The 13,955-nt window shown below is 39.0% G+C and carries 19 protein-coding genes; 10 read left to right on the top strand and 9 right to left on the bottom strand.

Annotation, left to right across the window (positions count from 1 at the left end; genetic code table 11):
- Positions 1-166: 166 nt before the first annotated feature.
- The 7 genes from FR7_RS22725 to FR7_RS24010 form a co-directional block, all read right to left on the bottom strand.
- Positions 167-346: a hypothetical protein gene (locus tag FR7_RS22725; RefSeq protein WP_007935759.1), complete on the bottom strand. Its 180-nt coding sequence runs from the start codon at positions 344-346 to the stop codon at positions 167-169.
- A gap of 133 nt (positions 347-479) precedes the next feature.
- On the bottom strand, positions 480-854 hold the full coding sequence (locus tag FR7_RS22730) for an aminotransferase class I/II-fold pyridoxal phosphate-dependent enzyme (RefSeq protein ID WP_269085747.1): 375 nt from the start codon (positions 852-854) through the stop codon (positions 480-482).
- An 8-nt stretch (positions 855-862) separates the two neighbouring features.
- On the bottom strand, positions 863-931 hold the full coding sequence (locus FR7_RS24695; RefSeq protein WP_139181583.1) for a hypothetical protein: 69 nt from the start codon (positions 929-931) through the stop codon (positions 863-865).
- Positions 901-1,497 carry a pyridoxal phosphate-dependent aminotransferase gene (locus FR7_RS22735; RefSeq protein ID WP_007935763.1) on the bottom strand — a complete coding sequence of 199 codons (597 nt, stop codon included), beginning with the start codon at positions 1,495-1,497 and terminating at the stop codon, positions 901-903. The genes FR7_RS24695 and FR7_RS22735 overlap by 31 nt, the downstream gene beginning before the upstream one ends.
- 199 nt (positions 1,498-1,696) lie before the next feature.
- Positions 1,697-2,323 carry a CBO0543 family protein gene (locus FR7_RS22740; protein WP_007935765.1) on the bottom strand — a complete coding sequence of 209 codons (627 nt, stop codon included), beginning with the start codon at positions 2,321-2,323 and terminating at the stop codon, positions 1,697-1,699.
- 120 nt (positions 2,324-2,443) lie between these two features.
- Positions 2,444-3,343, bottom strand: coding sequence for an EamA family transporter (locus FR7_RS22745; RefSeq protein WP_007935770.1), 900 nt, complete (start codon positions 3,341-3,343; stop codon positions 2,444-2,446).
- Positions 3,344-3,683: 340 nt separating this feature from the next.
- Positions 3,684-3,824 (bottom strand): hypothetical protein, encoded by a 141-nt coding sequence (locus tag FR7_RS24010; RefSeq protein WP_007935772.1) that lies wholly within the window; start codon positions 3,822-3,824, stop codon positions 3,684-3,686.
- Positions 3,825-4,218: 394 nt separating this feature from the next.
- Between FR7_RS24010 and FR7_RS22750 the strand changes: the two genes are divergently transcribed.
- The 9 genes from FR7_RS22750 (at position 4,219) to FR7_RS22785 (ending at position 11,572) form a co-directional block, all read left to right on the top strand.
- A complete protein-coding gene (locus FR7_RS22750) occupies positions 4,219-5,055 on the top strand; it encodes a transporter substrate-binding domain-containing protein (RefSeq protein WP_007935774.1) in 837 nt (278 codons plus the stop codon).
- Positions 5,056-5,070: 15 nt separating this feature from the next.
- Complete coding sequence (locus FR7_RS22755; protein WP_007935775.1) at positions 5,071-5,772, top strand: amino acid ABC transporter permease; 702 nt, start codon at positions 5,071-5,073, stop codon at positions 5,770-5,772.
- Positions 5,773-5,804: 32 nt separating this feature from the next.
- Positions 5,805-7,013, top strand: a complete 1,209-nt coding sequence (locus FR7_RS22760) for a M20 metallopeptidase family protein (protein WP_007935776.1) — start codon at positions 5,805-5,807, stop codon at positions 7,011-7,013.
- Entirely contained in the window at positions 7,010-7,726 is a 717-nt protein-coding gene (locus tag FR7_RS22765; protein ID WP_007935777.1) for an amino acid ABC transporter permease, read from the top strand. Before FR7_RS22760 ends, FR7_RS22765 begins: the two co-directional genes overlap by 4 nt.
- 277 nt (positions 7,727-8,003) lie before the next feature.
- The gene (locus tag FR7_RS22770; protein ID WP_007935778.1) at positions 8,004-8,537 is read left to right on the top strand and encodes a hypothetical protein; all 534 of its coding nucleotides are present in this window, start codon (positions 8,004-8,006) and stop codon (positions 8,535-8,537) included.
- 190 nt (positions 8,538-8,727) lie between these two features.
- Positions 8,728-9,399, top strand: a complete 672-nt coding sequence (locus tag FR7_RS22775; protein WP_007935780.1) for a hypothetical protein — start codon at positions 8,728-8,730, stop codon at positions 9,397-9,399.
- Positions 9,389-9,589, top strand: a complete 201-nt coding sequence (locus tag FR7_RS24700) for an indolepyruvate ferredoxin oxidoreductase subunit alpha (protein ID WP_071524637.1) — start codon at positions 9,389-9,391, stop codon at positions 9,587-9,589. The genes FR7_RS22775 and FR7_RS24700 overlap by 11 nt, the downstream gene beginning before the upstream one ends.
- A gap of 112 nt (positions 9,590-9,701) precedes the next feature.
- Positions 9,702-10,886 (top strand): sensor histidine kinase, encoded by a 1,185-nt coding sequence (locus tag FR7_RS22780; RefSeq protein ID WP_007935782.1) that lies wholly within the window; start codon positions 9,702-9,704, stop codon positions 10,884-10,886.
- Positions 10,883-11,572, top strand: coding sequence for a response regulator transcription factor (locus FR7_RS22785; protein WP_007935784.1), 690 nt, complete (start codon positions 10,883-10,885; stop codon positions 11,570-11,572). Before FR7_RS22780 ends, FR7_RS22785 begins: the two co-directional genes overlap by 4 nt.
- A gap of 56 nt (positions 11,573-11,628) precedes the next feature.
- Here the strand turns inward: FR7_RS22785 and FR7_RS22790 are convergent, their stop codons facing one another.
- The gene (locus tag FR7_RS22790) at positions 11,629-12,864 is read right to left on the bottom strand and encodes an MGDG synthase family glycosyltransferase (protein ID WP_237714872.1); all 1,236 of its coding nucleotides are present in this window, start codon (positions 12,862-12,864) and stop codon (positions 11,629-11,631) included.
- 139 nt (positions 12,865-13,003) lie between these two features.
- On the bottom strand, positions 13,004-13,408 hold the full coding sequence (locus tag FR7_RS22795; RefSeq protein ID WP_007935786.1) for a helix-turn-helix transcriptional regulator: 405 nt from the start codon (positions 13,406-13,408) through the stop codon (positions 13,004-13,006).
- A gap of 170 nt (positions 13,409-13,578) precedes the next feature.
- On the opposite strand from FR7_RS22795, the gene FR7_RS22800 reads away from it, so the two are divergent.
- Complete coding sequence (locus FR7_RS22800; RefSeq protein ID WP_007935787.1) at positions 13,579-13,881, top strand: hypothetical protein; 303 nt, start codon at positions 13,579-13,581, stop codon at positions 13,879-13,881.
- Positions 13,882-13,955 lie beyond the last annotated feature (74 nt).

Here is a 13,955-nt window from a genome sequence, read left to right on the forward strand (position 1 = left end):
GTCATACGATACATGGCCAACTCTATATTCCAGCTTACATAAAACTCAACGCCTTCTGTTTTTACGTTGTGATAAGAAGATAACTCATTAGAATCATTCCCCAATATTCCGAACCCGAAAAATAAAATATCCTCACACTTCTTTCTAGGAAGTGCGAGGATTAAAATTAATTTAAAGCTGCAGGATCTATATAAACTCCTATAGATACCCCATACAATACAATTGCTGTTAAAGCAATCAGGAATAAGATATAACCGCCAATTATGACTTTCTTATTAAAGCTCTCATTGGGATCTTCTTTCCTTGTTGATTCACAATATCCGTCGTGACAATAGCTATTCGCCATTATAATCACTCCTTTCGAACTGAATGACTAGCTTTAAATTAAATATATAACCATCAATAATCATTGTCAATTAGAAAGTTTATTCCATTAAAAGGCACAATTTTGATAATTGTAAAAATTGTGCCTAAGCTTATCAGCATTGCTGCCATTTTATTTTTTTAAATCTTTCTATGGCTTCCTTTAATACTTCTTCTTCCTTGCAAAATGCAAATCGCAGCCAAACACTTTGCTTTGTTAAAGTTTCATTGGAATAAAAACCAGATAAAGGCCGCGCTGATACACCAATATGTTCTGTTATATATTTCGTGAAATCAAAATCATCCTTCCATCCGAAACCCGAGAAATCAACGAGTAAAAAATAGCCTCCTTCTGGCGCCAGATAAGGGATTTCCATTTCATCAAATCCCTTTTTCAATATATCCAGCCGTTTTCTATAGTCTTTTCTCAACTGAATGTAGTAACTTTCTTCACTGCCAACCGCTTCTACCATACCCATTTGCAATGGCAATGCAGAACTTAATGAAAATAATTATGCGCTTTTCGAATCCCTTTCGTTAGAGTCGGCGTTGCAATGACATAGCCCAGCCGCCAGCCTGTAACACTGTAGACTTTTGAGAAGCCATTGGTGAATTAAAAATAATTGCTTTTGTACGCTCTGTAATCACAGCTTCCACTTTTTCTTTTTCCAATCGAAAATCCGGCTGTGTCAATTCTACATAAACAGGTTTTCCACCACACAACTGTACATCTGCAGCATATGCTGCAAAGGCAGGTACCAATACAATCACTTCATCCCCTGGATCAATGACAGCTAAGAGTGCAGCGGCCATACTTTCTGTAACACCGCTGCAGATAGTAATTTCCAGCTCAGCATCAAAGTTCACTTGTGTTTTTTGCTGCAATCTCTTAGAAATTCCCTGTCGTAATTCTGTTATTCCCTGGGATGGAGCATATTGATTCAAATCATCTTGAATCGCCTGTATCGCAGCATCTTTAAACTCTGCATTCGCTGGAAAATCCGGCTTACCGCCCCCTAAGTCAATTGCTTGATGCTGCACCGCTAAATCCGCCAGTTGTTTAAAACTTGGTACTGTAATCTGAGTGATGCGGACAGATAATTTACCTTCCACATCAAATCGGTTTATCGCCATGGCTTTTTCCTTCTTTCTGCAAGAATTTTGATAAATAAACAAAAGGCTGGAAACATCCCAAGGGACGTTCTCCAGCCTTCATTTATCCTGATCAGCTTTATAACGATCGAATATAAAATTAGTTGTTAATAAGCATACCATATTTTCTTACATACCATCAACTCACATACCTTGGTGGCAACTACCGTCAATACTCTTTTTACTCCTTTTGATTCTTGTTATCTTTGCCCAGTGGTTTCATTGCTGGTTGCATCAATGGTGTTAAGGAGCTGTTAGAACATCCTAACTCATGTTTTTGTTCTATTTTTAAAATAGTAAGAAGGATCGCCCGCATCACGCTTGCGACGATTATCATAATAAAAAAGGTGTAGTAATACTGCCAATTGTACAACCGAAGAATATCAAATTTTACTAGCATGGGAAGAAGAAGAAAAGAGTAAGCCGCTTCAATGATGACGGTCCAAAGGAAGAATTTTTTCCACGACCGGCAATATTGATATACCAACATAAATCCTAATGGCACAATCGTTAAATCGTTCAAAAACAATGCCTGGCCAAAAGGCAATGGTTTTACGCTGTAGCCCCAAAGGGCGGCAGATGAGCCAGCATCATCCATAATTAACCTGAAAACCGCTATAAAGGAGCCAAACAAGAGAATTTGCGTTAAATGACGCTTATCTACATACTTCCACCAGAGACCATATGCGATAGCGATGCTGACAATGATAAGCCACCACCGAGCCGTAAAGAGATTCATGTGCCACTCGGTAAGCTGGTAGCCCCATAATTCAAATGTAGAGTTATGGATCATGTCAATAATATCCACGGAAGTCGCCTCCCTTTTTTATCATCAGCCTTAGATTACCCGAGGGTTGGATAATCTATGCGCAGACTAGATCTTACGTGGATATTGCATTTTACTAATGAATGACTCGAAACTGTTCCTTTACGATTTTTCTTGTACCAAATAGACAGATGAAGGTCGCTTTTTTTCTAAATTAGGATATATAATCCCTATGAGAATAAATAAAATGCCGACCCATTGTGAAAAGTGTACAGTTTCACGGAGAACCAGCGTTGACATAAGTACAGCCATTGGCAGTTCTGAAGCACTTAAGATATTACCTAAACTGCGCACTTTAGGCATACCAATATTGAACAATATTGGTGGAATCACTGACCCAAAGAGTCCTGTAAAAATCCCATAGCGAATAAGCCCCTTTTCAGGTACTCCATTAAACAGAAACGCCGGGGGCATCAGTACAAAAACAAGGATTGCCGCTCCACTCGTCATAATTGCACTTTTATAGATAGGATGAACGGGAATGCTGCTACGTCCGCTCACATAAATAAAGACGGCAAAGGATAACGCAGCAGACAGTCCCCATAGTATTCCGATCCAGGAAAAAGAAATGCCGCTGTTAAGAACGTCAGAAGCAAGGACCGAACCCGAAAGTATAACACCAATCGCAATAACGTTTTTTCGGCTCGGAATATTCTTATCAAGTACATACCGTAAACCAAGGCTTATCCAGATAAATTGCAAAAGTAGAATGATTGCCAAAGAAGCATTAATATATCCAAGAGATTGATTATAAAAAATACCTGTTAACCCCATTGGCATCCCGCTGATAAGAAGAAGCATCCACTGTCTTGCTGTTAATGCTATCTTAGAAACAAAGGCTGCTACCATCCATAGCATAACTGCTCCACAAAAATATTGACTGCCAGTTACCTCACTGACTATGAATCCATCTTGGTATGCAAGCTTCACAAAGGTTGAAACAACGCCATATGAACATCCACCAAGAAAAATTAAAATCGAATATTTCCAAAGTCCCATCATCCAAGCTCCTCCTGTTGTATAAAATAAAAACGCCACCCATCCCTTAATAAAGAGATGAGTGGCGAAATGAAAACTTAGATTCCCAGAAAATCCACCTACCGCATAACTGTTTATGCAGTTTTACGACTATACTATTTTTTACTTACTCATTATAGTCCCACTTATAGGAACTGTCAAGAATGGAATATGGCTTGAAAAGTCCTATTCTTGTGCCCTTATGACGATGAGACCATCAAAAAAATGTTTTATGAAGCTGTCGTTCTGGGCTATTTGCGACTAGCGCTAGTTTGGGTGCGATCATAAGGACTCCAGATGTAAGTGAACGATTTTGAATTACATGTTATGCTTTTACATCAACAATATGATTTGTTTTTGCGGTTTCTGGCTTACTCGCTTCAGCCTTTTTAGATATCAGATTCTTTTTTTGCAGATTCGTGTAATACAGGCTATTGATGTTTGTATTGATTGTTGGCATTGCCACTAATATTCTCCTCCTTTCCTTGTTACTACTATTATTGGGGGAACAATTACTGTATCGTTTTCTCAAATTTGAAATCCATTTAAATTTTTCTTTGATATTCCTTTGTGTCAAAAAAATTAAGCTTTTAGCGGTTTTCCCGAGCGGGACAAGGTACCTGTTCCCTTGTCCCAAATTGCAAAATATGCTTGACGTTTCTCCAATAGTTATATATAATCGACACAATATATGAATTGCACAGAATGTATAGCTGATCAGAAAACTGAAGGCTGATTTCTCTAAACGTTAGAGGAATCAGCCTTTTTTGATTTAGCTATTTTTCATTACTGCCAGGCACATTTACAAAAATAAAGCCGATCAATAAAAATCAAAGGCACATCAAAAGGAGAATGAAATCATGAAAACAGCAACAAAAAAAAGAGCACTACTAAACATATTTTTAGTTTTTCTATTACTTACAGGGCTAGCCCTCATCACAGGATGCGGTTCCAGCAGCGACAAACAGGCTGATGCGGCTAAAACCTATTATGTAGCAACCAGAGGAACATTTAAACCATTTACCTATATGGATGATAAAGATCAATTAACCGGTTATGATATTGAGATTTTAAAAGAAGTACAAAAAAGAAATAAAGATATTAAATTTGATTTTAAAACCATGAGCATTGAAAGTGCCTTTGTCAGTCTGACATCAAATCAGATTGATCTCATTGCAAACCAAATGGGGCGCAATGAAGAACGGGCCGCCAAATATACCTTTACCAAAGAAGTTAACAATTACACACGCACCAAAATTACAGTGAAAGGTGATCGAAATGACATCACTACACTGGATGACTTAAAAGGAAAAACGATGGTGTTAGTCCCTACCAGCGAGTCAGCCAGATTAATTAAAAAGTATAACGAAACTGCCGAGCCTAAAATCAATTTGATTTATACGGATAAAGGATCTGCTGAAACATTGAATTTAGTTGCCACAGGCCGGGCCGATGCCAGTGCCGACTATGAAGTTGCAGTAACAGAAGCAAAGAAAACCTTAGGTCTGGATGTGAAAAGTGTTGGCAAGGTAATTTCCGGCGTGCCTACTTACTTTATCCTAAGAAAAGATGATGAATCTCAGAAATTAGCTGACAAAATTGACGCCACATTAAAAGAAATGAAAGCTGATGGTACACTTCAAAAATTATCTGAACAATTCTTAGGGGCAGATTATACATCTTCCTCTAAGGAATAGAAAAGGGGTCTTATCTTGGGAAATTATTTTGATTTAGGCTACTTGATTAAGACGTTCCCGATCATACTGTCCTATGTGCATACTTCATTGCTGATTACCCTTGTTGCAGGGGTAATCGGCATTGTCATCGGAAGTATTGTAGCATTGATTCGTATTAATAAGATTACTGTTTTAGATAAATTGGCTGCCATCTACATCTCTTTCATACGAGGAACTCCCTTCTTAGTACAACTTTTCTTGGCTTATTTTGGTCTGCCCGAGCTTATGCAAAAATTAGGCTATCAAGGGATTCGCGAGATACCGACATTGTTTTATGTATTTATTGTATTTTCCCTCCATGTGGGGGCTTATATTGCAGAAATCATTCGCAGTGCTATTTTAGCTGTAGACAAAGGTCAATTAGAAGCGGCCTATTCCATCGGTATGGGAGCGATTCAAGCCTATAGCCGGATTATACTGCCTCAGGCCTTTAGTATTGCAATCCCTACCATTTGCAATATCATTATATCCACATTAAAGGGAACCTCCCTAGTCTTTAATGTGGGAGTGATTGATATGATGCGTAAAGCAGATTTGATGGGTGCAAACAGCCATCGAAGCTTAGAGCTGTATATTAATGTTGCCATAATCTATATTCTTTTGGTATTTATCATCAGTAAAGTATCAACATTTATCGAAAAAAGACAAGTCGGTTATCATCAAATGAGCAATCTATAAATAAAGATCATTGATATGGAGGTGAATCGATTATGAATGATATAAATGAAAAAATAAATGCACTTACCGCAGCTCTCTATCCTGAATTAGTTGCACTTCGCCATAGGATACACGAAAATCCGGAGCTCAGCAATCAGGAATATCAGACTGCTGAGCTAGTTGAAAAAGTGCTTACAGATTGGAACATACAATACACGAGATTGCCGAACAGTACGGCGATTATAGCCCAAGTGAAGGGAACTCTAGAGGGCGAGCAAAGCATTGGTATACGAGCTGATATGGATGCACTGCCAATTGATGAAGACACATCACTGGAGTTTTCTTCGAAAAATAAGGGTGTCATGCATGCCTGCGGACATGATCTTCATACCGTAAATCTTTTGGGTACAGGATATGTATTGTCCCAGTTAAAAGATCACTTTGCTGGTACTGTCAAATTAGTATTTCAGCCGGCTGAAGAAATCGGCGGCGGTGCCCAGGAAATACTTGATTTTGGTGTCTTAGAAAATCCAAAGGTAACAGCCTTCTTAGCTGCCCACGTTTCCGAAGATGTCAAAACAGGTTATATTCAAGTAAAAGAGGAAGAAGTGATGCTGGCCTCCAGCCAGTTCACCATCCAGTTAAGCGGTCGGGGCGGTCATGCTTCAGCACCTCATCAAACAGACGATATCATTTTGGCAGCAGCAAAGTTAATTCTGGAACTTCAGTCCATCCCTGGAAGAAAGATAAACCACCTAGAGCCGGCAGTAATTACAGTTGGCAGTATTCATGGCGGCAGCCGCAGCAATATCATTCCTAAAGAATTAGCGTTAACTGGAACCATTCGAACTCAAAATAACACATTGCATCCACAAATTCATGAACATATCATTGCCATTCTAAAAGCCCACGAATTGATTACAGGCATTAAGGGAACCGCATCCTTTCGCTTCGGATCAGGAGCTGTTTATAATGATCCGGCAAAAACCCAAGAATTCGTAACAGCAGCTGCTGCTATTATCGGTGAAGATCATGTATTAAAAGCCAGATTTCCCGGTAATGGCTCAGAGAACTTCTACCGTTTTTCAAAAGAAGTCCCCTCTGTGTTTTTCCGCATTGGAGTAAATCATGATCCTTCCGAAAAGATAGAACCCGCTCACAGTCCAAAGTTCACAGCTTCTGATGAAGCATTAGAAACGGGTGTAAGGGTTACAACCGCTGCAGCCATTGCATTTTTACAAAAAGCAGGATTAAGAGTATGAACAATATATTAGAATTTTCATTTATGTGGGATACTTTTGTTCATTTATTACAATTCATCCCTGTTACCTTATTTCTAGCAATTATCAGCATGCTATTAGCAAGTATTATCGGTTTGGCCAGCGCGATCGTGCAACTTAGAAATATACCGATTCTAAAACAAATCGCGACTGTTTATTTGCTGATTGGCCGGGCAGTACCCACCATGGTCATGCTGTATATCGTGTATTTCGGCTTGCCGATTCTGCTGCTGGTATTCACGGAAAAAACGGGAATCGATACAGGATATCAGCATATACCTCCAATGGTATTTGCAATTGCAGGCCTTACAGTGCACACCGGAGCCTATCTAACAGAAATCTTTAGAGCTGCCATACTATCCATCGATAAGGGACAGATGGAAGCAGCCTTGTCCGTTGGTATGACTTGGTTTCAAGGGTTTTATCGAATCATCTTCAGGCAGGCAGCATTAGTTGCCGTACCGCTGCTTGCAAATCAATTCTTAGGGTTGATTAAAAGCACATCCATTGTATTTACCATAACGGTGATCGAACTGTTAGGCGGTGCCAAGATTGCATCTGTGGAAACCTATCGTTATTTAGAAACCTACTTAGTCGTAGCGATTATGTATTGGAGCATCAGCATCGTCTTTGAGAAGCTCTTTTTGCTTGCCGAACAGAAATTAGGAATTTTCAAGAAGGAAGCTAACATATGATTGAATTTAGAAATATGGCGGCGTCATCGAGAACAAGGTCCCCCAGAAGAAATACTGAACCATCCAAAAGAAGAACGCACCAAACAATTTTTATCCCGTTATATTTCATTACTTGAATATAATATCTAATGGATTGGCTGGCATAAATACCAATCTCCCGGGTTTTATCATAAAGCCTGGGAGATTTTTGCTGACCATATATCTTGCTACAGCTGAGGAATCGGATATTGCCTAATTGTTTCCAGCATGATATCCTGATTAAAAAGGATGTGTAAAAATGATTAAGAAATCATGGACGACCCTTATCGTCGTCAGTTTATGTATGCTTATTTTTAATGCCTCTCCCGTCAATGGGATGGCTTCTGACGATGTCATTCAAGAAGAATCCGTTCCCCAAAGCCAAGAGCAGCTTGCAGAGATTTTTACAACTTTTTCAGAAATCAACACCGCCCTTGAAAAAGATATAAAAGAATACCAAGGGCTTATTGACGATTATACCAATGATCGCGTGACTCCGGGTGTCATGAACACGAATTTGTCGAAGTTCAATGATTCGATAAAGGACACCCGGGATAAAACATATTCCTTGAATGTTACTGGCAAATATGAAGGTGATAAAATTCAGCTGCTTCGAACTTGTGATATGCTCCATCAATCCTTAAAAGATATGAAAATAGCAGTAAGTCTTCGAAATACAGGCTACTACTCAAAAGCGAAGCAGGAGTTACAGGATGCTGTACAATTTAAGGCCTTAACATGGAAGCAAATAAACGAAGATCTCCACGATGATGGCTACATTCCAGCCAATTAGTAAAAGAGAAGCTGTCTGCCTAATAAACGGTAGATGTCTTCTCTTTTTGCTAAAAAAATAAAACCTTTGAACCGCGAAGACGCGAAGATAACTTTTTAACCTTTTTTATAAAATTTTTAAAAATCCTTTAAAGCAAGTTTATACTCTTTTCTTATAATAACCTCATAACAAATTCAAGGAGGTTATTATCATGAACAAGATTCGCATTTTATACGATGTTATGAACACAATGAAAGCCAAAACGGAAGTAAAGGGTGTCTTGCAGGTGCAAGTAGAAAAAGACCAAGCAACGATCCTTTCTCTCCAAAATGAATTCGAAAAAAATTTGTTAACAGGGAAAATGAAAACAAAAGTGACTGCGTCACTGGATTATGAGGGAAAGACTCAAGGGCATCACGCAGAAGATGCAGCTCCCTGCCCGCCGGAAAGAACGCACCATGATTGGCTGCATCACATGCATCACTTCCCTTCACACCGTCGCAGAGGGTTGAAAGAAATATTTACTAAATGGACTTTCGCTTTGAGTCTTTTAAACGCTTTACAATTTGAGGAACGAGCAGGGAAAATTACAGTGATATCACTAAATGCCAATGATCTTCCCGAAGATATGAAAAAACTGTTTTCCGAAAGAATTAATCATGCAAGCAGACGCCACGATCGAAGGCACGGACTCATAAGGGAGATTTCCTCTATCGATCATCTTGACGGAAAGCTCAGCATATTCATCAATCCGGATTATGAAGTCGAGAAAGTAGTAGTTACAGCTGCCGGCAATCAACTGGATGCACAAGCTCAGCAACATGATTTGAAGGCAAATGCCCAATTAATCCTTATACGGGAAGATGAAAGCGATGCATCTTAAGCAGTATTATATCCATCCCGATCGTTGTACACGCTGTCACCACTGTCTTGCGGTTTGCCCGGCAGACGCAATTGAGCTGACGGAAACAGGCAAAGCGCAAATCCGAAATTTAAAGTGTATACGTTGCAAAGCCTGTAAAAAAGTGTGCCGCCAAAGTGCCATATCATATCGGGTTCGACTGCAGTTTTAAGTCGAAGGGTTGATTCGAAGAAAGGGAAGGTGTGGGAACATTTTGCACCATCCCTTTCTTTAGAATATAATAATGGTAGCAACAGTCCTGGAAAAAGCGAAAGGTGATATTAATGCACAGACATGACGACTCAAAATATTCCCCTGACAATTTGAATACCAAAGACAAGGGCGACTTCCCTGCTACCTTTCGGCAATTTCATCATCGTCATCACAGACACCATCATGGACGTTTTCTGCAGCACTATACCTATTTTCGCTATCTTCGTCCACTAGGCATTGCCTTTACCTTTGTTATTCTCTACTTAGCATTTTACTGGGGGGGTAACAAGGAGATCGGCATCCTTTTTGTCACGCTGCTTGCAGTGAAAGAAATCATCCATTTTTTCTTTATGTGGCGCTTAGAAAAAAATATATTTAAGCCTATGATTAACTTAAAACAGGGTCTGGATGAAGTCACCAAGGGAAATTATACGATTAAAGTAAAAAATGAACTGTCTAGTGATCTTGGCATCGTAATTGATGCTTTTAATGAAATGACGGAAAAATTATATGAAAATGAAAAGCTTCAAATGGAGTATGAAGAAAACCGCAAGGCATTAATCGCCAATATATCCCATGACCTTAAAACACCGATAACTGCCATTCAAGGCTATGTGGAAGCACTTATAGATTCTTCCATTTCGTCGAAAGAAAACCAAACTAAATATTTAAAAACCATTCATCATAATGCAATTTACGTTAATAAACTAATTGATGATTTATTCTTGTTTGCAAAGTTAGACATGCAAAAGCTGGAGTTTCAATATCAATGTACAAAGATTCGACCATTTATGGATGATTTGATTGCAGAATATCGTTTTGATTTTAGCGAGCGAAATATTCAGTTTTACTATGATGTACTGCTGGAGGAAGATGTCAAAGTCAATTTGGACGGGAAACGCTTTCACCAAGCCATTAATAATATTTTGAACAACGCCATTCAATATGGTCCTGCTGTAGGTTTATCAATAGAAGTGATCGTCTACCAGCAAAAAGACGCTGTTTGTATTGACATCAAAGATAATGGACCTGGTATTCCCACTGAAAAGCTCCCCTTTGTCTTTGACCGATTTTATCGCATCCACAGGGAACGTCCAAAAGAAACAGCAGGTACCGGACTGGGCCTAGCCATTACCAAAGAGCTTATCGAAGCACATGGAGGAAAAATTATCCTTTCCAGCAACCTAAACCAAGGAAGCTGTTTTTCGATTCAGCTTCCCATTTGTCAGAAAAATGACGGGGAGATTGTACAATGAAACGTATTTTGATTATTGAAGACGACCTGGATATTGCAGAACTGGAACGGGATTATCTGCAGCTAAACGGCTATAGAGCAGAAATTGTTCAAGATGGAATGCTGGGATTAAAAAAGGCAGCTTCCTCCGTATATGACGCAGTTGTCGTGGATTTGATGCTCCCTAATAAAGATGGCTTTGAGATCATCAAAGAGATTCGAAAAAATCAGGAAATCCCCGTGATTGTCGTCTCTGCTAAAGTAGATGACATCGATAAAATCAGAGGACTGGATGTTGGTGCAGATGATTACTTAACTAAGCCATTCAGTCCGGCAGAACTGGTAGCAAGAATAAAAGCTCACCTCAAACGCTACCAGAGACTAAAAGGACCCTCCCTCTCTCTTGAAGTGATACAGCATAAGGGCTTGGAAATCAATACTGCCTCTCACAAAGTCTTTGTATATGGCAAGGAAGTGCAACTGACGACAAAGGAATATGAGCTTTTACTTTTTTTAGCTTCTAATCCGAATATTGTTTTTAGTAAAGAGCATCTTTTTGACACCATCTGGGATAATGAAAGTTTTGGTGAGGTAGCCACTGTAGCAGTCCATATCCAAAAAATACGCAAAAAGATTGAAACCGACTCAACCAATCCTGAATTCATTGAAACCCTGTGGGGTACAGGATATCGCTTTAATTCAATGTAAACACGGTTATAAAAAAACAGAAGCCATTTCCACTAAACGGAAAATGGCTTTTCTTCTCATGCACCGATAAAAATCTGTTTTTCATGGGATTGCATAGAGGGGTTGGCAGCGACCGCTGCGTTCATGGTATCAAGAATAATATCAGCGATATTCTGGGAACCATTTATAGCTGATACATCCTTATATGTTAGATTACCGTAAGAAACCGAGTTAGCAATTTGGTTAATTCTTTTGCATGCTTCTTTTGGAGTCGGGCAGTGATAGCCTAATTGGTTTTTGGTAATAAAGTCAATATTGCCAGTCTCTTGAATGCCGACTGCTTCCGTAACAATCAGCGGCTTTTTCATTGTCACGCCTTCCATAAGAGTACCAGGACCAGCCTTGGAAACAATTACATCACTTGCGGCCATCAGTTTTTCCATGTTATCAACAAAACCATAAACATGCAGTCCATTGAAATGGAAGTTGGACTTCTTAATTTCATTATATAACTCTTTGTTATTTCCTGTTATAACCAAAATTTGTTTGTCAGGACACTGTGCTTTTAGTGTATGCACCCATTCACGCATATTTCCCGCCCCTACTCCACCACCTGTAAGAAGAATTGTAAATGCATCATTCTTTATCCCAAGTTCACCACAGGCTTGCTGTTTTGATATAGGAAAGTCTCTAAATTTAGGATGTACCGGAAAACCGGTATAGATAATCTGGCTATAGGGAATACCGTACTGGATGAGGGATTGAAATGCGTCTTGTGTAGGAACCAAGTATACATCTGCTCCTGGTGTTGCCCATGACGCATGTATCGTAACGAGATCGGTAACGACAGCTATGATTGGCCAAGTCCCACGAGATGCTTTGCGCGTTTGATGTAATAAACCAATGACAAGTGGATGAACAGCCACAACAGCATCTGGCTTACTATTTGCTATGGCTTGCTTTATACTATAGCGGGATTGAAAATATACAATCCTTGTCAGTGCCTTAATACGATTGATGCTATTCGTTTTCTTAAAGAACAAATTGTTTAGCCATACATGATTCTTCGAGCAGTAATCATAAATTTCTGGGGCTTTTCTTAGCCCTGGAAAATTTGTAGTCCGCAGGAAATCAACAATGGTAGATTGTATGCTCAGTTCTTTATCAAGTGCAGCTATAATCGATGCTGCAGCACTGCGATGTCCACCGCCTGTATCTGATATTGCGAACATAATCTTTGTAGGCTTACTTACCATGAGACACCTCTCACTATCAGATTTTCCGATGATGCCAGCAACTATTTTTTCTTCCATTATATGAGTTTCATTATACACTGAGCTATATTTCTTTAAGTTAACAAATGGTTAAGAAAATATTAAAGATATAAGAAAAAACCAGTCTTCCCTTTATCATGCGGGCAGACTGGCTCAATTGAAAAGCAAAATATGTACATCAAAACTTCTTCTTTGGATGACAATCCTTTTTCAATGACAACGTTAATTTTACATTCAATTCCAGAATATGGCATACTAGATCAGGATCAAATCCATACTGCTCAGCAAGAGTTATTACTTTCTTCCATCGTTTATCTGTACTCGCCTGATAGCTAGGAATACTTTCACGAACACAGTTTTCCTGATCTGATGAAAGCGAATCTTCTGCGTCAAATCCGACTAACCAATCAATACTTACCTTAAAATAACTGGCAATACGCCTAAGTGTTGCAATATCCGGTTCACGACGGTTAATTTCCCAGGAAGCAAGCGTGGAGCGATCAACCTGAAGAATCGTCGCTAATGCTTCTTGGGTTAACTCACTCCGTAATTGTTTTATTCGATCTCCTAATGTTGTTTCCATGAGCACACCCCTCATTATTACGATAGCGTGCTTATCATAGCAGTGCAATTATTCTGTCCATAAGACACTCCCTTGGCAGGATTTTACAACAATCCAGAGAATTAGTGTCTTATAGACACTAATTCTCATTAAATAAAAAAGCAAGATGATAAAAAAGGAGGGGCAGTTTCGTGCAGGTAGTAAATTTTTCGAGAAAAATGAATGTATTGCAAATGACAGACAACAAACCTAAAAAGCAAGCTACAGTATACAAGAATTCGCAAGTCGATGCAATTGCTGCAAATGCGATTACGCTGGTAAATGAAATCAGCGATCCGCTCACGGTCATTAAAGGCTATTTACAAGTCTTCGAGAAGAATACTGTGAACAATCAGCAAGAATGGTTACCGCTCGTGTTTCAAGAATTAAATCGAGTGGAGCTATTGATCAACCACTTTATAACAAATTCTCAGAATAAGAAACCTGGGTCTTAATTTATACGATAAGGATAGGTTGAAATCATATTATATATGGCAGTCGTCAGTAATGGAATATATCCATAAATAAT

The organism is Pelosinus fermentans DSM 17108 (assembly GCF_000271485.2).
In the GTDB taxonomy this organism is placed as follows: Bacteria; Bacillota; Negativicutes; order DSM-13327; family DSM-13327; genus Pelosinus; species Pelosinus fermentans.